Here is an 18,101-nt window from a genome sequence, read left to right as displayed (position 1 = left end):
CGGACGGCCCACTGTCGCCAAGAGCGACCGGATTGTGCCGCTGCTTGTGCCGAAGTCGGGCGGCTGAAGCCGCCGGCCGGGAAACCGATGCCTAGCCAGTCCAGCTTTCAGCTATTTGATCCCGCTCAATGCTGAGAGCGTCTCGATGCCTCACAATGAGCTTCAAATTGTCGAGGAGCTTCATCATGGGCCATAATTCTCACACATCCTTCGCTGACTTCACGCACGCTGCCCAGCAGGCCCAGCAATGGGTCAGGGAGCTTGCCGGCGATCTCTCCTGGAGCGAACCGAGCTCCTGCCGCCTCCTGCGATGCGTTCTGCACTCGGTGCGCGACTGGTTGTCTCAAGCGGAGATGGCTGATCTGTCAGCGCAGCTGCCTGTTCTGGTTCGTGGCATCTACTTCGAAGGCTGGAAGCCATCTGCGCCTGCGTGTGAACGCACGAAGCGCGACTTTATTCTCAGCGTCAGGAACAGTTTTGGCTACGATGACGAGATCGACTTCGACGTCGCCATCAACGCGGTATTCAAGCTCCTCGATCGTCACATTTCGCATGGTGAGATCGTCCAGGTCAGGAACTCGATGAAGAAGTCACTGCGCAACCTGTGGCCGGTGAATTGACCGATGTTTCGCGACCGCGAAGACGCTGGAGCGAAGCTCGGCCTGGAGCTCGGCAGGCTTCAATTGCATCACCCCATCATACTGGCCTTGCCGCGTGGCGGCGTGCCTGTCGCTGTGGAAGTGGCAAAGATCCTCAACGCTCCTCTTGATCTGCTTATCGTCTGCAAGGTCGGCGCCCCAGGTAATCCCGAGCTGGCTGTTGCAGCAATCGTGGATGGCGACCCCGGGGAGGTCGTGTTGAACCGGGAGATCGTCGAGGCCTATGCGCTCGATCGAGGCGAGCTACGCGTGTTGATTGCAAATGAGCGTCCAGAACTCGAACGCCGGCGCGCTGCCTATCGAGGGAAGACCAAACCGATCTCGATCGCGGGAAAGACCGCGATCATCGTCGATGACGGGGCCGCGACGGGTACAACCATGAAAATCGCGATCCGCGCCATCAAGCGCCGGTCACCGAGGGAAATCATCGTGGCAGTTCCTGTTTCGCCGCAAGAGACGGTCGCTGAACTGGCACGCGAAGCGGATCGTGTGGTTTGCCTAAGTCAACCAGGACAGTTCCGTGCCCTGAGCTACCATTACATCCGGTTTCCTCAGCTCTCGGACGGTGATGTCGTCGCTGCCATGGGCGAGGCTGTCCGGTCGCAAACCGACAGGCAACAACTCAGTGCGCAACACGCAGCCGGTTCGAAAGTCGCCACGAAATCAATGCCACGGAACAACCCAGAGACATAGGAGATCACCTCATGCTGGTCCGAACACTTTCTGCCTTGGAATGCACCAAGATTCTGACGGCCAATCGCGTTGGCCGCCTGGCATGCGCGAAGGACAGGCAGCCTTATGTCGTGCCCCTCTACTACGCCCATTCGGATGCTCATCTTTATGCGTTTTCCATGCCGGGCAAGAAGATCGAATGGATGCGAGTCAATCCGCTGGTGTCCCTCCAGGTCGACGAACATGGCCAGGGCCGAGGATGGAGAAGCGTGGTTGCCGATGGCCGGTACGAAGAACTGCCTGACCACATCGGCCACAAGCTTGAGCGGGACCATGCCTGGTCGTTGTTGAGCAAGCATACCGACTGGTGGGAACCTGGTGCACTCAAGCCCGTCACTCCTCCCACAGCCGACAGAGCACCGCACGTCTTCTTCCGGATCCTAGTCGAACAGGTGTCCGGCCGGGAAGCGAGCGAGTAGTCGTCCCATCGGATCTTGCGAGAATGCAAAGGGCCGGCGCAATCTGCGCCGGCTTTTCTCCTGTTGAACTGCTATCGCGCCATCAACACAGGCACTGACGAGCTCTCAAGCATCGACTTAGTCACCCCGCCAAAAATCCGCTCGCGCAGCCGGGAGTGTCCATAGGCGCCCATGACCAGGAGCTCGGCAGCCATGTCGCCGGCACGCTGGCGAAGCACGTCGGCGACCGAATGGTTCGCGCTCGGCAGTCGTTCGACAGTAACCTTCACGCCATGCCGGGCGAGATAGGCAGCGGCATCTGCCCCCGGCTCCGCACCGTGATGGAACTCGTCCTCGATCGGGTCGACCATAGCGAGGTGAACCTCTTCGGCGCCCTTCAACATATCGAGCGACTCGCGGACGGCGCGCGATGACTCAAGGCGGGCGTCCCAAGCGACCAGGATGCGTTTTGGTTTAAGGGTCGGGCGCGAGCCATCGGGAAAGAGCAGAATGGGCTTCCCCGACGAGAACAGCGTGCCCTCGATGACTTTGTCCTTCAGCGCATGGCTTGCCAGCAGATCTGGTCCCAGAATGGTCAGATCGGCGTAGCGGGCACGTCTGCCAACAACATCGTCCGCCCATCCCGTGTCGGGATAGTCGTCGCTCAGATCAGCCGATACCCCGGTTTTGGAGAGAAAGCCAGCGACGTCGGAAATTCTCTTCTTGAGCCTCTTGATCTCGGCCTGACGCTCCTCCAGCCAGGCCGGTGAGACGACAGCACCATATTCAACACCCGAGGGCGGTGCGGCCAGCTCGAGAACGAGCACGGAGAGATGGGCACCGATTTGTTCGCACAAGTCAGCGGCGAGCTTCAGATCGCCCTCCCCCTGGTTCGGTCCGGTAACCGTAAGCAGCGTCTTGAAAGTCACAGCAGCAACTCCTCAGTTCGAGTGAAGGTTCAGTTGATGCTGAAGCGTAAGCGAGAGGGGTTGGGGCGTTCATTGCGCTGAATCAAAGCGTTCTCCAGTTCTCGCGATTAGCTGTTGCCCGAGTTCGACGCGCCGGTCGGCGGCGGCTAAAATTGGCGAGCATCGACCAGATCGGAAGACATCGGATGAACGAGTCTACTCTACGACGCACATTGCTGGTCATCGCCATCCTGGGCCTCGCCATTGGTTTAGGGGTCTGGCGAACCAGGGTCGGCCCCTTTGAAGCCGACATGATCTGGACGGTGGCCACCTTGCCCGTGGTGGCAGCTCTCGCGATTTCCATTTTGCGTGATTTCTGGATCGGCCGCTTCGGCGTCGATGCGATTGCCTTGGTATCGATGTCCGCCGCGCTTCTGCTCGGACAACCCCTGGCGGCCGTGGTGGTGGCAATCATGTATGCCGGCGGCACGGTGCTTGAGGATTTTGCCCGCGGCCGCGCGGAACGCAACCTCAAGGCCTTGACCGACCGGTCACCGCGTGTCGCCCATCGAACGTCAAAGCTGGAGACCGAGACCATCTCCGTTGAAGACGTTGCCGTGGGCGACGAGCTATTGGTTCGGGCCGGCGAACTGCTTCCCGTCGATGGCATCCTGCTTGATGATTCGGCCTCTCTCGACGAGTCCGCCGTGAGCGGAGAACCGCTGCCGGAAAGGCGGACAGCGGGCGATATGCTCCGCAGCGGCACCATCAATGCGGGCGAGACCTTCAGGATGCGGGCCTCTGCTCAGTCCGAGCAGAGCACCTACGCAGCGATCGTTCGCATGGTTGCTGCAGCGCAGACCGTGAAAGCGCCTTTCATCCGCATGGCCGACCGCTTCGCGCTGCTCCTATTGCCAGCGACTCTGCTTGTCTCCGGTGGCGCCTGGTACATGTCTGGCGATCCGATTAGAGCATTGGCCGTGCTGGTCGTCGCGACGCCCTGTCCGCTTATCCTTGCTGCGCCCGTTGCCTTCATCGGCGGCGTGTCACGGGCGGCCCGCAGCGGCGTTCTGATGAAAGGCAGCGCGGCTCTGGAGGCGCTTGCACAAGTCCGGACCGCAATCTTCGACAAGACGGGGACCTTGACCATCGGCGGAGCTGAGCTCATCGAAATCGAAGTGGCGACCGGTCGTGACCCCGACAATCTGCTGCGGCTACTCGCGTCTTTGGAACAGGCCTCGCACCATGTGCTCGCCGACTCAATTATCCGGGCGGCGCGTGGCAAGCAGTTGACGCTTTCGCATCCGCGTGATGTCCACGAGCGTCGCGGTGCGGGCCTGAAGGGCCGGGTCGACAACATCTCGGTCACCGCGGGGTCGCGGGATCTCGTGCTCGCCGACAAGCCGCTGCCCGGCTGGGCGAAAAGCGGCGAGGAGAAATACCGGGAAGAGCCGGTGCTCAGGGTTTTTGTAGCACTAGGCGGACGGCTTGCCGGTGTTTTCACGTTGGGCGACGCCCTGCGTGTTGATGCGCGTGATGCACTCGGCAAGCTGCGCTCCGCTGGCATTGGGCGCATGATCATGCTCACAGGCGACGACGCCGTGGCTGCCAAGCGCATTTCCGCGTTGCTCAACCTCGACGCCATAGTCGCCGATGCGACCCCTGCCGCTAAGGTCGCGACGGTCGAAGCCGAGAAGTCCGTGGCACCGACGATGATGGTCGGCGACGGCATCAACGATGCCCCTGCCCTTGCGGCCGCAACGGTCGGTATTGCCATGGGCGCACGTGGTGCGACCGCCTCCTCCGAGGCGGCTGACGTCATCGTACTGACCGACAGGCTGCAGCCGGTCGCCGATGCAGTTCGGATTGCACGGCGAACGCGATCGATCGCCTTGCAAAGCATCATTGCCGGGCTGGCGCTGTCGGGGCTGGCAATGATCGCGGCGGCCATGGGGCAGATTACCCCGGTTGCCGGAGCGCTGCTGCAGGAAGGGATTGACGTGGCGGTCATCCTGAACGCGCTGCGCACCCTTGGTGATGGCCATCGGTGGCGCGCATAGTGGACGAACAGTTGATCGGTGAATTGCCATGGCACAGCAGAATCTGGTGGTTTGCAGCAAATGCGGTGGGGTCAACCGCCTGCCACCAGGCCGCAATGCCATGGAGGCGAAATGCGGAAAGTGCGGGAACAGGCTTTTTTCGGGACATCCCGAAGATGTCGATGCCGCGATCTTCGATAATCAGATCGGGCGCAGCAGCCTTCCAGTTGTCGTCGACGTCTGGGCACCATGGTGCGGCCCCTGCAAGATGATGGCTCCGGCTTATGAGGCGGCAGCAAATGAACTTGAGCCGCATGTCCGCCTGATCAAACTCAATTCCGACAATGAGCAGGCCGTTGCGGCGAAGTTTGGCATTCGAGCCATCCCGACCATGATCCTCTTTCATGGCGGACGCGAGATTGCGCGCACATCCGGCGCAATGACGGCAGGCCAGATCGTCAGGTGGGTTCGCGACCGCCTGCCGACGGTTGCCGCCTGAACGTCGCCGGCCAATGGATCCGCTCATCGCCCGGCTCGGACTTGCCCTCGCAATAGGTCTGCTTGTCGGCTTGGAGCGTGGCTGGCAGGAGCGGGATGCACCCGCTCGCAGTCGCACAGCCGGCATCCGGACATTCGGCATATCCGGCCTGCTTGGCGGCGTGCTCGCCGCACTCGCCAACGCACTCGGCGCAGTATCCGTACTGGTCGGCGGTTTCATCGCCTTTGCGGCAATCTTCGCTTGGTACAAGGCGCGTGAGGCTGCCCATGACGAGGATTTCAGCGTCACCAGCGTGATCGCTGGCCTTGGCGTTTTTGCGCTTGGTGCGCTTTGGGTCGCCGGCGATTATCGGGCTGCCGCTGCCGGTGGGGCGGCACTGGCGGCAATCCTGGCCAGCCGAGAAGTCCTGCACGGCCTTCTGAAGCGCCTGACATGGGTCGAACTGCGCTCGGCGCTGATCCTGGCGGTGATGACGGCAATCATCTTGCCCCTGCTGCCAAACCGGACAATGGACCCATGGGGCGGTTTCAATCCCTGGGAGGTCTGGTTCCTGACGGTGCTGATGGCCTCGATTTCGTTCGCCGGCTACGTGGCTGTTCGCATACTGGGCAACACGCGTGGTCTGCTGGTCAGTTCGCTCACCGGTGCAATCGTCTCTTCCACAGCGGTGACCTTGGCGCTTGCCCGCAATGCCGCATCGGCAAGCAATCCGCTACCGCTCGCCGGGGCGGCATCCCTGGCTGCAATGGTTTCAGTGCTCCGCGTATGCGCCGTGGTTCTGATCGTCGAGCCAAGCGTGCTCGCATCGGTCGCCATTCCGGCGATTGCCGCGGCGCTCGCCTTCGCTGTCTGCGGCGCGTTGCTGCTGTCTCGCGACAGCGGGAACGGTGAAGGCAGCGCGATTGCGCGCAATCCATTCGAACTGGGCCCGTTGCTGCTCTTCGCCTTGCTCTTCGCCATCGTCGCGACCGCGAGTGCGGGGCTGGCCGCTCAATTCGGTGGGCGCGGTTTGCTGGCGAGCTCGGCGCTGGCCGGCGCATTCGATGTCGATGTTTCGGTGCTTGGCGCGCTGCGCCTGGTCAAGCATTCCGTCTCCGTCGAGACCGTGGGCCAGGCCGTGCTCGCGGCACTGGCGGCAAACGCCATTGGTCGCCTGTCGCTTGCGGTATTTGCCGGGCCGGTCAGGTTCTGGTTGCCAATGGCCGTCGCAACTCTCATCGCCGTCACCCTTGGTATCTGCGCCCTTTTGTTGCTTGCTCCTGGATAGAAGCGTTGTTCTCGATCCATCTTTGATGCGGATCAATGGCCAGGCCCTGACACCGTTCTATGGGACTCCATGAAAAGGAGTTCGCAATGACCAATCAAAAAGATCTCACCCCGAAATTCCGCCATGTCCGGCTGTTGCTCGCGCGCGAGAAAGACCATCCGGAAGGGAACCGCGAGGAGGGCTATGACGTGCTGGCTCCATTGACCGGCGAAGGGCGGATCGATGCGGAAGAGTGGAAATCGCACAGCGCCTCCTGCCGTGTTCGCCGGTTTCGCACTGGCGAGCAGGATCTGATCGGCCGGCTGAGGCGCAAGCCCGGCGGACAGTGGTATTTCGACTACGCGGAAGGCGACCGCGATGACGAAATCGGCTTCCATCTCGGCGACGAACGGTTCGTGACCGGTGAATATGTGTCGATCGAGCGCAACGGCGCCATGCACACCTACCAGGTAGCAAGGGTCGAGCGGCCCTGACAGCAACGCCAAGCTCCCTGGGAGAAGACCATGTCACGACGCATCCTGATTGTGGTCGGCCATCCCGACCCATCCCCCGACCGGCTCTGCCGCGGTCTTGCCAACGCCTATGCCGAGGGCGCGGAAAGGGCGGGGCACGCCGTCCGACGGGTCGATCTGGCAGCACTCGACTTTCCGATGCTACGCACGATGCAGGAGTTTGAGCACGGTGCTGTGCCCGACAGCCTCAAGGACGCCGCCCAATCGATCGTTTGGGCCGAGCACATTGTCTTTGTCTTCCCGCTATGGCTCGGAACCATGCCGGCCATGCTCAAGGCATTCCTGGAACAGGTGATGCGGCCGGGAACGGCTTTTGCCTACCCGGACAAGGGCGGTGGATTCACCAAGACGCTGCTTCGCGGCCGTTCTGCGCGCGTCGTGGTTACGATGGGCATGCCTTCCGTTGTTTACCGGCTATGGTTCCTCGGACACGGCATCGCGGGCATGAAACGAAGCATTCTGCGTTTTGTCGGCATCAGTCCTGTGCACGAGACCTTGTTCGGCATGGTCGCTGGCGGCAACGATGCGACCCGTGCGAAATGGATCGGACAAATGCGCACGCTTGGTGAGCGTGGGCTTTAGCTGGTAACCCAGAAGCCGGGACAGCGGTTCAAAGGCATCCTTTGCCGGAGCCACAAACAAGCCAGAGCTTATGCGGCCGCCAACCGGAAATCGCGCGAGTTTTGGATGACGCGGGGATACGCATGCGAAATGAGAAACCCGCCACACCTTGGCGCGACGGGCGTCTCATCAAGGCGCGCCTTACTTGACCAGGATTGTCGCCCACATTCCGTTCATAAAGTGGCCCGGAATATTGCAAAAGACGGCATAGCTGCCGGGCTTGAGGTCGAGCGTCAGAGATCCGGTCTTGCCCGGATCAAGTTCGGAAACCTCGCCAAGATGGCCCGCCGCATCCTCGTTGACACGATTTTCATTCGGCACATATGGCAGGGTTGTCTTCTTGGCATCGGCGATCGGCACGACGATCATCTCGTGGACTGTATCCTTGGAGGTATTCTGGACTTGAAAGGTCACCTTGCCTGCGGGTACGAAGGTCTTGTCCAGCTTGACCCTCATGGTTGCCATGCTCATGTTGGCCGGCATGCCCATGCCCATTTTTGCATCGGCGTTCACCACCCCTTCCTTGTCCCATAGCTTGACGTTCACGGTCGTGTTGGCGAAGGCGGGTGCCGAGGCTGTTAATAGAACGAGGACCAGTCCGGTCTTGAAAGGCTTCATGTCTAAATGCTCCTGATCGCTCGCGGCGACCCCGTGAGCGCTGTTTTTGGAATCATTCCCGGTCGCCGCACCCGGCTAGAACAGCCAAGCTGACAACACGCTGACAGCGGATACAAACGGCGACCAAGATGCGATGGACCTTCACCCGAAGCGCTGCGTGTTTCACGGACTTATGGATCGACCGTGAACTCCGTCCACATGCCCGCGCGTAGTGACCTGTCACGTTAGAGACAAGGAGGTATTTTCCAGCCTAGATCGACGGTCGGCGTGCCTGACTTGCCGGGCCGAGTTCTGATACATCGCCATGTCGCCAGCTTATCTTCATCCACCCGATTTTCGGACTAAACATATACGGAAGCGGCTTGCCGGGATCGGCAAGGTACATCACGATCTTTCATGGACGGTGGGAGAACCGGCCAGATAATCCTCGTAGATTGTCAATCACGGTACCAGGACAGCGGCGCCGCTCAATCTCCCTTGCCTCAGATCGTCCAACGCCCGATTTGCCTGTTCCAGCGGATAGGCTTTGGTATGAGTGCGAGCCCGCGCACTCTTCGCAACGGGAAAGAACTCTTCCGCGTCGTGGCGCGTCAGGTTTCTACCGATATTAGTTCCCGCTCTTCCCAGAGCAATTCGTAGGACGTCGCTGGGATGTCACTCATGCGTGGACCCTCAACTTCACCTTTGGAAATCAAACTTTCATTTGACCCGCATCAAAGCTGCCGGCTCGTTCTTCCTATTCATTGCCTCCCATCAGAGCCTCAATCTGGGAGAGCATCATGACTACGGCTGATTTCAACATCCCTGTTCCGAAAGTCGCGACAGCGGCGCCAACGAAACTTCGACTGGGTTCCCTGACCGCATTGGTCATCGGTTCCATGGTCGGCTCCGGCGTGTTCAGCCTGCCGCAGAACATGGCAGCCGGTGCCGGTCCTCTCGCCATCCTGATTGGCTGGGCCATCACTGCGGTTGGCATGCTGGCGCTGGTCTTCGTCTATCAGTCGCTTGCCACCCGCAAGCCGGAGCTCGACGCCGGGCCCTACGCCTACGCCAAGGCCGGCTTCGGCCCCTTCATCGGCTTCAACAGCGCCTGGGGTTACTGGATCAGCGCCTGGGTTGGCAACGTTTCCTACGCTGTGATCGTGTTCAGCGCCCTGTCCTATTTCTTTCCCGCCTTCGGCGATGGAAACACCTGGCAGGCGGTGCTCGGCGCGTCGATCCTGCTGTGGCTGATCCACATGCTGGTTCTCGCCGGCATCCGGCAGGCGGCGATCATCAACCTCATTGTGACGGTGGCGAAGATCGCTCCGATCGTGCTGTTCGTCGGGGTTGTTGCCGTCGCCTTCAAACTTCAGGTCTGGTCTCTCGACTTCACCGGTCTCGGCAACGCCAGTCTCGGCTCGATCACCGCGCAGGTGAAAAGCACGATGCTGGTGACCCTGTGGGTCTTCATCGGCATCGAAGGAGCCAGCGTCTTTTCCGGTCGCGCCGAGCACCGCAAGGACATCGCCACGGCGACCGTTCTCGGCTTCTTCACTTGTCTCGCGCTCTACGCCCTGGTGTCGCTGCTGTCGCTTGGCATCCTGAACCAACCCGAACTCGCTGCCTTGAAGAACCCATCGATGGCCGGTGTCCTGGAGGCGATTGTCGGCCCTTGGGGTGCCATCCTGATCAACATCGCGCTGGTCGTGTCCGTGATCGGCGCCTTCCTGAGCTGGACACTGCTCGCCGCCGAAATACCGCATGTCGCCGCCAAGGACGGGACGATGCCAAAATTCTTCGGCCGCGAAAGCGACCGCGGCGTGCCGTCGATCTCGCTTCTGATCACCAACCTGCTCGTGCAAGCCTTCCTGGTGATCACCCTTTTCGCGCAGAGCACGTACCAGGCGCTGTTCTACATCGCGTCGGCCGCAATCCTGGTTCCTTACATCTTTTCCGGCGCTTACGCGGCCAAGCTCGCGCTGACGGGAGAGAGCTACGCGAGTGGCGAGCAGCGCGTCGGTCCGCTATTTGCTGGGTTGCTGGCAACGGTCTACGGGCTGTGGCTCGTCTACGCTGCGGGCCCTGCATACCTGTTCATGTGTGCGATCCTCTATGCGCCCGGCATCATTTTCTACATTTGGGCTCGCCGGGAAACCAATCAACGCGTGTTCCATCCTGTTGAAGCAGCTCTCGCCGCAGCCCTGGTCGCAGTCGCCCTCCTCGCCGTCTACGAGATGTGGACCGGCGCTGTCAGCGCGCTGTGAAGGGGTCGGCACGATGACAAGCCTGGGTGTTCACTCCGAAGTTGGCCGTCTGCGTGAAGTGATGGTTCATCGTCCCGATCTCAGCCTGCGCAGGCTGACACCGGAAAATTGCAAGGCGCTGCTCTTCGACGACGTGTTGTGGGTCAAGCGGGCCCGCCAGGAACACGATGTCTTCGTCGATGCGTTGCGCGAACGCGGTGTGTTGGTGCATTCCTTCGGGGAACTCCTGGCTCAGACGATGAGCCTGACCAAAGCCCGCGACTGGCTTCTCGACCGCCGGGTTCATCCCGGCGTCGTCGGGCTTGACATGGTCGACGAGCTGCGCGGATGGCTCAACGAGATGCCGTCAGAGCAATTGTCATCTTACCTTGTCGGGGGCATTGCCCGCGCCGAGCTTTCTTTCGAACCCAAAGGCCTGACGGGAAGGACGCTCGCCCCCCAGGATTTCGTGCTGCCGCCGCTACCGAACCAGCTTTTCACCCGCGACAGTTCCTGCTGGATCTACGGGTCGGTGTCGGTCAATTCCATGTACTGGCCGGCCAGACGTCCGGAAGCTGCCAATGTCGAAGCCGTCTATCGTTTCCATCCCCACTTTCGCGACAGTGGCATTCCATTCGTGTCGCCAGACTTGGGAACCGGCACCAGCCTGGAAGGCGGCGACGTCATGCCGATCGGGGGTGGAACGGTTCTCGTCGGTATGGGGGAGCGCACCACCCCGCAAGCCGTCGGCGGCCTTGCGCGCAGCCTGTTCGCGGCGGGTGAAGCGACCCGTGTGATTGCCGCGCTAATGCCGCGGGACCGCAGCTTTATGCATCTCGATACCGTATTCACCTTCTGCGATCGCGACCTTGTCACATTGTATCCGCCGGTGGTTGACCGGCTGCGTACCTTCTCGCTGCGGCCGGGCGATGGAGCGGCGGCAGTCGAGGTCACCGATGAGACGAAACCGTTCACGACGGTGGTTGCCGAAGCCCTTGGCCTGAATTCGCTGCGGATCATCGCCACCGGCGGCGACCGCTACGAGACCGAGCGCGAGCAATGGGATGACGGCAACAATGTCGTGGCAATCGAGCCCGGCGTAGTCATCGGCTACGACCGCAACGTCTACACCAACACGCTTCTGCGCCGTGCCGGAATTGAAGTGATCACGGTCGAAGGCGCCGAGCTTAGTCGCGGCCGCGGCGGCGGTCACTGCATGACCTGCCCGATTGCCCGCGACCCGATTTGACCCGAAAGGAAATACGATGTCGATCAATCTTCACGGCCGCTCCGTCCTGACCCTCGATGACCTCACCGCCGAAGAAATCCGCTTTCTTCTCAAGCTGGCCGCAGACCTCAAGGCGGCCAAGCTGGCCGGACACGAGATCCCGCGTCTTGTCAGAAAGAACATCGCTCTGATCTTCGAGAAGGATTCGACACGCACACGGACGGGGTTCGAAGTGGCGGCCTATGACCAGGGCGCTCACGTAACCTACTTTGGCCCTACCGGCAGCCATATCGGCCACAAGGAATCCATGAAGGACACCGCTCGCGTACTCGGCCGCATGTATGACGCGATCGAGTTTCGCGGCTTTGGCCAGCACCAGGCCGAAGTGCTGGCTACATATGCCGGCGTGCCGGTCTACAACGGCCTCACCGACGAGGCGCATCCGACGCAGATCCTCGCCGACCTCATGACCATGCGTGAATTCACGCACAAGCATCTTTCGGACATGACCGTCACCTTTGTTGGCGAGGGCCGGGACAATGTCGCACGGTCGCTGGCGTTGGGGGCAGCGAAGGTCGGCATCGACATGCGCATCGCCTCGCCAAAGGAACTCTGGCCGGATGAGGAATTCTGCGCTCATGTCCGCGACCTGGCGGAGCGCAGCGGTGGCCGCTTCCGACTCGACGAGGACGTGACGGGGTGCGTCCAGGAGGCTGATTTCATCTACACTGATGTCTGGATGTCGATGGGCGAGGACAAATCCGGCTGGACCGAACGTATCCGCCTTTTGACGCCCTACCGGGTTACGAGCGAAGTGATGGCCGCCGCCCGCAACCCCCACGTCAAATTCATGCATTGCCTGCCGGCATTTCACGACACCGAGACCGAGATCGGCGCCTTCGTAGCGAAGGAATACGGCATGGACTGCATGGAGGTCACCGACGAGGTGTTCGAGTCGGCCGCGTCGGTCGTCTTCGATCAGGCCGAAAATCGGATGCACACGATCAAGGCTCTGCTCGTGGCAACGATCGGCAACTGAGATGCTTATTGTCGTTGCACTCGGCGGAAACGCACTGCTGCGTCGTGGAGAACCGATGACGGCCGGCAACCAGCGCGCCAACATCGTACGCGCTGCGTCCGTGCTGGCCAAACTCGTCAGCGAAGGGCATTCGATTGTCGTCACGCACGGCAACGGTCCGCAGGTGGGACTTCTGGCCCTGCAGGCAGCTGCAACCTCGGATGGCCGCACATTTCCACTCGACGTGATTGGCGCCGAAAGCGCAGGGATGATCGGCTACGTCATTGAGCAGGAACTCGGCAACCTCCTCAAAGAGAGGCTGTTTGCGACCCTGCTGACACAGGTGAAGGTCGATCCACACGATCCCGCTTTCGCTCACCCGACGAAGCCTATCGGCCCGGTCTACGATGAGGCAACCGCAACCAGGCTTGCCAGCGAGCGCGACTGGCAGATAGCACCCGATGGCGACAAATGGCGCCGCGTCGTGCCGTCGCCCAGGCCGCTGGAGATCCTGGAAGCTGCAGTGATCTCGTTCCTGGTCGAGCGCGGCGTGATCGTCATCTGCACCGGTGGCGGTGGTGTTCCAGTGATAGCCCGCGACGACGGCAGTCTTTTCGGCGTGGAAGCAGTTATCGACAAGGATCTGGCAAGCTCACTGCTCGCTCGCCAATTGAAAGCCGACATGCTGCTCCTGTTGACCGATGTCGACGCCGTCTATGTCGATTACGGAACGGCGACTGCTCGGGCGCTCCGGCGCGTGGATCCGAAGGAGGTGTCGGGGTGGAATTTTCCCGCCGGCTCCATGGGACCGAAAGTCAGCGCTGCGGCGGAGTTCGCTGAAGCAATGGGCAAACCTGCCGCTATCGGCAAGCTCGATGACGCCGTCGAAATTGTCAGGGGCGAACGCGGTACCTGGTTCAAAGCCAGTTGGAGCGTGGATTGATGCGTTTCAAGGCCGCTTGAACGCCTAGTGCCATGAGCGGTGCCGGCATCAGGCTTCGCTTCGGACCATCCCGGCGGTGCGACGGGTCCATGACGATGTAGCCTGAGGGACTGGCAAGATGTGCAGGCTTTGATGCGCATCAAGGCGGAAGGTCGCACCTCGGGCGATCCTGCAATAAAGCTCATCGGAGGAACGACAATGACCTTCAACACCATCATGGTCCAACTCGATGTCGATTCCCCGGCAGTGCCGCGAACGACCTACGCGCTGGAGTTGGCGCGACGCTTCGAGGCTACGCTGATCGGTTTTGCGGCGGCTGATGCATATGTGTTTGTTCCTGGTGACGATGGCGACACGGCGGCGGCTGAAATTATGCGGCAGCGCCGGAACGGGATCGAGGATCGCCTGAAGATCCTGAAGGAAGAATTCCTGAGTGTCGTTGTCGGACACGATGCCTCCTGGCGCAAGGAGGTCGGCGATCCAACATGTATGCTGGCGATGCATGCGCGCGCAGCCGACCTCATCGTGACCGGGGCTCCCGCACGAGGAGTTCCGAGCGACCGTCACCGGATGGTCGATGTCGGAACGTTGGTACTGTCGGCCGGGCGGCCCGTGTTGCTTGCGGCTGACAAGGTTGCGCCGCCTAAGTCCGAAAATGTTCTGGTGGCTTGGAAGGATACCCGCGAGGCGAGGCGCGCGGTCACCGATGCGATGCCCTTTTTGACCGGTGCACAACATGTCCTTGTGGCGACGATCGAGGAACAGAACCTGAGAAACGCACGCGAAAGCGTCGGGGACGTCATCCGGTTCCTGATGAGACATGGCGTCGAGGCAAGATCGGAGGTTTTGGACGTCGGCCAAGCGGACGCTTGCGAAGCCGTGTCCGAAGTCGCCCGGGCGATGGGTGCAGATATTGTGGTCGCGGGCGGCTATGGCCACAGTCGTATCCGCGAATGGGCTTTTGGCGGCATGACCCGCTCCTTGCTGAAGCAAGGGGCGATTAACCGGCTGCTCTCGAACTGACCCACTGGGAGCAGGGATACGCAGAGTCGAGGCGAATGCGAGCGGGAGACCAATGATGGCAAAGAGAACGGACAAGGTCGAGGTTGGCATGGATCTGGCCGCGAGGTGCCGCGTTACCGAAACTTGGCAAGACGATCTGGGGGACCGGTGGGCCACGGTTCTGATCGAGGGCCACGACATCCCTGTCACACTCAAGGTAGTCCACTTTTACCCGTTCGATGACGGCAACTAGCGCGTGACCAGGGCATATGGCGGCGCGACTGTGGGACCTGATCTCTTGAAGCCGCGGCTGGATTTGGGAAGGCCGTTGGCGGATGAGTCACACGGTCTGGCGGCTCTAAGAGTGCATGCCGTCGCGGCGGAAATGGCTTAACGTGGCTTGGCGGTGCCGAATTTGCTGCAGCGTCTGCAGTCGTGCGTTTGTAAACAAGGCGTATGACAAAGGCGAAGTATGCGACCTGCAGAACTACAAGGTCGATAATCGCCCAGCCTACCGCGGTCCAGATTGACCCGGTTGCCGCGTAAGCCCACAGACACACAATACCCGAGGTCAAAAACATTCCGAGCAGGAATTGCGCAAGATACATCGCGGTCCACCCAGCCGTTCGACGAAGGATTTCGAAACGACTCTATTGCTGTCGCCCAAAGCGAACGAGGTCTTAAGCGACCGGCGCGCCTGGCCACTTGATGTGGATCAACAATCCGCGCGACTAGGTAGTTTCCCGTAGGGATATAACCGAATTTCGCGACCCGCGGATTCGCGCGATTGCTGTGTCACGGAACAACCGGGAAAACAGCCATGCACGCTTACACCGCTTCCAGAATTTCATTGCCGACGCATTCTGCTCAGCCGAGCCTGCCAGCGGTCTTTGGCTCGGAACCGCAACTGCCCGTCAACTTCTTTCCCGCCGGTTCGGAGATTTATGCTCAAGGTGAGAAGGCCGGCGCTCTCTACCAGGTCGAATTCGGCGCCGTGCGCATCTACCGCCTGCTCGCGGATGGCCGCCGGCAGATCAGCGCCTTCCACCTCGCCGGAGAGACTTTCGGCTTCGAAGCCGACACGAAGCATCATTTCTTCGCCGAGGCTATCAACGCCACCGGGGTACGCGCCTTCCGCATCGGCACTGGAGCGGACATGTCCCATCAGCTGTTGCCCCTGGCGCTCAAGGGCCTGACGAGGGCGCAGGAGCACCTCCTGGTGCTTGGCCGCCAGAACGCTATCGAACGCGTAGCCGCTTTCCTCGTGGATATGGCGGAGCGGCAGGGCGGCTTGCGGCAGGTTGAGTTGCCAATGTCGCGTATGGACATCGGCGACTATCTCGGCCTCACCATCGAGACCGTATCGCGGGTGTTCACCCGGCTGAAAGACAAGGGCGTCATCCGGCTGCTCAACCTGCGCAGCATTGAAATTGTCAAACACGACGCGCTCCATTGCATGAGCGAATGAAGCGCCTGCCTGCGCAAGAGACGACAATGACGCCGCAAACCGGCCTCAGTTCAAGGACCAGATGACGATGGACAACACACTGACCACCCCATACCGGCTTTCGCTTTGAAGTGCGCCGCGCGCGCCCGGATGATGAGCCAACGCTGGTCGAGTTCTTCACCCATGTGACCGCAGACGACCTGCGCTTCCGCTTTCTCGGCGCTGTGAAGGAAGTCTCGCATGAACGGCTGGTCGCCATGACGCGTTCAGACGACGCCCATATCCATAATTTTCTAGCATTCTCAATTGACGGGATGCTCATCGCGGTTGCGACGTTGGCAAGCGATCGAGCCGATCGAAGCGGCGAGGTCGCGATCTGCATTCGCCAGGATCGCAAGCATCTGGGCGTTGGCTGGGAGCTCCTCGCCTATGTTGCGAAATATGCCGAACAACTCGGCCTCAAAGCGATCGAGTCGATCGAGAGTCGTGAAAATCGTGCTGCGATCGAGGTCGAGCGCGACATGGGTTTCACCGTCACGACCGATCCCGACGATGCGACGCTTGTCCTGGTTCGGCGGGAGCTGGGGGCGCGATCAGCCGCTTAGCTGCCCCTTCCGGGCCGTTGTGGGCGTGGCAGATCGAAAGACGAGCATCTCCGCGGCCACAGCGCTTTCTTCATCCGCTGGAATGACAAGGACATCGACGCGGGAATTTGCAGCGCTGACTACCTCCTCGCCTCTTCGGTTGCGCTCGTCGTCGAGACCTACTCCAAACCAGGCCGCGGCGGCGCTGATCCCACGCGTCCGCAGGCCCAACGCAAGGCGTTCGCCGATGCCCTGTCCCGGAAGCGGCTTTTCTACGCGTCCTATCATCTATCCGTCTGGCCCGCATGAGACGCGTCAACCTCCATGACCGAAACACCGGCACTTCTTGATTGAAGCACCATGTTGGCCGTGCCTCTTCCACCGGGAAACGCGACGACTAGATCGGGAGTGCCTTCGTCTAGCATTTGCTTGTTTCGGATCGGCCCGGCTGCGCGACGATGAGTTTCCCAATCGGCTGGGAAAGCCCGTACGGGGATTTGCCGGCTTTCGGCCAACGTACCCGACAGACGATCGGCACCGTCAGCATCGCCATGAATGACTATCGAAATAGCGCGCTCCTGATGTAGCCGATCGAGAGCTTGGAACAAGAATTTCCGGTCTTGGTCTGCTCTGATCAAATCGACATCGCTTGGTAAATTTGGCCCGTGATCGAGAGGCACTCCGAATTGGCGCCCTCCACACACAAGAACGATCATGCACACCTCCTTTCCTGGAACCACGAGGATCCAATTTCTGCCCCCTCACCGCCTGTGCGTAGCCTAGGAATGCAGAGATGCGAGTTCAGTCGATCATCCGAGCTCGCTTTCAATTGATCTTCGGTCGTATCGAATTGCCCATTATCTCCGCAAAGAATTGGTCAATGGCGTCACCCGTCGGGTGTTCGCCTTTGACACCAAAGGCATTTACCTTGGTGTGCTTTCCGATGAGCTCAAGGATCCGAGCTCGATCACCGAACTTGATCTTAGTAATGCGCCCTACCGGCACTTTCGTGCCACCTTCACCGCGCTCGTAACGCTCCTCTGACTCAATACCCCGGACAAGACCTTGGCGCCAGACGGTAGGCCATTCATGAATTGGCTTGATTGTCCCATCCCGATTGAAGAGATCGCCAAGGTCGGCATTCACCTGGTCCCTCAGTTTCTCAAGGAGGTCGTCCGAGCTGAACTGGACTCGCTGGGAGCGTTGGCGTTTTAATTCTTCAATGAACGCGCTTACGCCAGCATGCTTGAGCAGATCACAGCCTTCGACATCGGCTCGCTTTGCGGAATAGCCGGCCCGGATAGCGGCCTGCGTCGCGTTCAGATCGACGAGGTACTCGTAGGCAAACTGCCGCTGCTTCTCGGTGAGTTTTTTCACAACCTAACTTTTCCCAACCGTTTT

At 60.7% G+C, this 18,101-nt stretch carries 19 protein-coding genes and 1 pseudogene; 15 read left to right on the top strand and 5 right to left on the bottom strand.

From position 1 onward, the window contains the following. The first annotated feature begins 155 nt into the window (after positions 1-155). From X727_RS139090 to X727_RS139100, 3 genes are read left to right on the top strand one after another with little or no spacing between them, the layout of a single operon-like run. Positions 156-620: a DUF2267 domain-containing protein gene (locus X727_RS139090; protein WP_245270365.1), complete on the top strand. Its 465-nt coding sequence runs from the start codon at positions 156-158 to the stop codon at positions 618-620. A 3-nt stretch (positions 621-623) separates the two neighbouring features. Further along, positions 624-1,352 carry a phosphoribosyltransferase gene (locus X727_RS139095; RefSeq protein ID WP_023829805.1) on the top strand — a complete coding sequence of 243 codons (729 nt, stop codon included), beginning with the start codon at positions 624-626 and terminating at the stop codon, positions 1,350-1,352. An 11-nt stretch (positions 1,353-1,363) separates the two neighbouring features. Continuing rightward, positions 1,364-1,810: a pyridoxamine 5'-phosphate oxidase family protein gene (locus tag X727_RS139100; RefSeq protein ID WP_023835096.1), complete on the top strand. Its 447-nt coding sequence runs from the start codon at positions 1,364-1,366 to the stop codon at positions 1,808-1,810. Positions 1,811-1,881: 71 nt separating this feature from the next. Here X727_RS139100 and X727_RS139105 read toward each other — a convergent pair whose 3' ends face one another. Next, positions 1,882-2,718, bottom strand: a complete 837-nt coding sequence (locus X727_RS139105; protein WP_023835095.1) for a universal stress protein — start codon at positions 2,716-2,718, stop codon at positions 1,882-1,884. A 185-nt stretch (positions 2,719-2,903) separates the two neighbouring features. Between X727_RS139105 and X727_RS139110 the strand changes: the two genes are divergently transcribed. The 5 genes from X727_RS139110 (at position 2,904) to X727_RS139130 (ending at position 7,596) form a co-directional block, all read left to right on the top strand. Further along, complete coding sequence (locus X727_RS139110) at positions 2,904-4,757, top strand: heavy metal translocating P-type ATPase (RefSeq protein WP_023835094.1); 1,854 nt, start codon at positions 2,904-2,906, stop codon at positions 4,755-4,757. A gap of 28 nt (positions 4,758-4,785) precedes the next feature. Then, a complete protein-coding gene (gene trxC / locus X727_RS139115) occupies positions 4,786-5,235 on the top strand; it encodes a thioredoxin TrxC (RefSeq protein WP_023829809.1) in 450 nt (149 codons plus the stop codon). Positions 5,236-5,248: 13 nt separating this feature from the next. Then, complete coding sequence (locus tag X727_RS139120) at positions 5,249-6,502, top strand: MgtC/SapB family protein (RefSeq protein ID WP_023835093.1); 1,254 nt, start codon at positions 5,249-5,251, stop codon at positions 6,500-6,502. Positions 6,503-6,588: 86 nt separating this feature from the next. Then, positions 6,589-6,975, top strand: coding sequence for a hypothetical protein (locus tag X727_RS139125; RefSeq protein ID WP_023835092.1), 387 nt, complete (start codon positions 6,589-6,591; stop codon positions 6,973-6,975). A 30-nt stretch (positions 6,976-7,005) separates the two neighbouring features. Continuing rightward, on the top strand, positions 7,006-7,596 hold the full coding sequence (locus X727_RS139130) for an NAD(P)H-dependent oxidoreductase (RefSeq protein WP_023829812.1): 591 nt from the start codon (positions 7,006-7,008) through the stop codon (positions 7,594-7,596). Positions 7,597-7,776: 180 nt separating this feature from the next. Here X727_RS139130 and X727_RS0134590 read toward each other — a convergent pair whose 3' ends face one another. After that, on the bottom strand, positions 7,777-8,253 hold the full coding sequence (locus X727_RS0134590) for a plastocyanin/azurin family copper-binding protein (RefSeq protein WP_031203498.1): 477 nt from the start codon (positions 8,251-8,253) through the stop codon (positions 7,777-7,779). Between the two features lie 441 nt (positions 8,254-8,694). Beyond that, positions 8,695-8,915 (bottom strand): annotated as a pseudogene (locus X727_RS1000000168645) (alcohol dehydrogenase); the annotation flags it as partial. Positions 8,916-9,032: 117 nt separating this feature from the next. Here X727_RS1000000168645 and arcD point away from each other — a divergent pair. The 7 genes from arcD (at position 9,033) to X727_RS139170 (ending at position 16,721) form a co-directional block, all read left to right on the top strand. Beyond that, a complete protein-coding gene (arcD, locus tag X727_RS139135; protein WP_023829814.1) occupies positions 9,033-10,499 on the top strand; it encodes an arginine-ornithine antiporter in 1,467 nt (488 codons plus the stop codon). A 13-nt stretch (positions 10,500-10,512) separates the two neighbouring features. Continuing rightward, the gene (locus X727_RS139140; protein WP_023829815.1) at positions 10,513-11,727 is read left to right on the top strand and encodes an arginine deiminase; all 1,215 of its coding nucleotides are present in this window, start codon (positions 10,513-10,515) and stop codon (positions 11,725-11,727) included. Between the two features lie 16 nt (positions 11,728-11,743). Beyond that, positions 11,744-12,745: an ornithine carbamoyltransferase gene (gene argF / locus X727_RS139145; RefSeq protein WP_023835091.1), complete on the top strand. Its 1,002-nt coding sequence runs from the start codon at positions 11,744-11,746 to the stop codon at positions 12,743-12,745. A 1-nt stretch (position 12,746) separates the two neighbouring features. Next, positions 12,747-13,667 carry a carbamate kinase gene (gene arcC, locus X727_RS139150; protein ID WP_023829817.1) on the top strand — a complete coding sequence of 307 codons (921 nt, stop codon included), beginning with the start codon at positions 12,747-12,749 and terminating at the stop codon, positions 13,665-13,667. Between the two features lie 132 nt (positions 13,668-13,799). After that, entirely contained in the window at positions 13,800-14,690 is an 891-nt protein-coding gene (locus X727_RS139155; protein ID WP_245270366.1) for a universal stress protein, read from the top strand. Between the two features lie 799 nt (positions 14,691-15,489). Continuing rightward, on the top strand, positions 15,490-16,137 hold the full coding sequence (locus X727_RS139165) for a helix-turn-helix domain-containing protein (RefSeq protein ID WP_023829820.1): 648 nt from the start codon (positions 15,490-15,492) through the stop codon (positions 16,135-16,137). 110 nt (positions 16,138-16,247) lie between these two features. Continuing rightward, a complete protein-coding gene (locus X727_RS139170; RefSeq protein ID WP_023835090.1) occupies positions 16,248-16,721 on the top strand; it encodes a GNAT family N-acetyltransferase in 474 nt (157 codons plus the stop codon). Here the strand turns inward: X727_RS139170 and X727_RS139175 are convergent. Together X727_RS139175 and X727_RS139180 are read right to left on the bottom strand one after the other, a co-directional pair. Beyond that, a complete protein-coding gene (locus X727_RS139175) occupies positions 16,710-16,988 on the bottom strand; it encodes a hypothetical protein (protein WP_023829822.1) in 279 nt (92 codons plus the stop codon). The two genes, X727_RS139170 and X727_RS139175, sit on opposite strands and share 12 nt — an antisense overlap. 537 nt (positions 16,989-17,525) lie before the next feature. Next, the gene (locus X727_RS139180) at positions 17,526-18,077 is read right to left on the bottom strand and encodes a terminase small subunit (protein ID WP_023829824.1); all 552 of its coding nucleotides are present in this window, start codon (positions 18,075-18,077) and stop codon (positions 17,526-17,528) included. Between the last annotated feature and the right edge of the window lie 24 nt (positions 18,078-18,101).

The sequence above is a fragment of the Mesorhizobium sp. L103C105A0 genome (assembly GCF_000502215.1).
Taxonomy (GTDB): domain Bacteria; phylum Pseudomonadota; class Alphaproteobacteria; order Rhizobiales; family Rhizobiaceae; genus Mesorhizobium.
The sequence above is the reverse complement of the archived record's forward strand: the minus strand, read 5'-3'. Positions and strand labels throughout refer to the sequence as shown.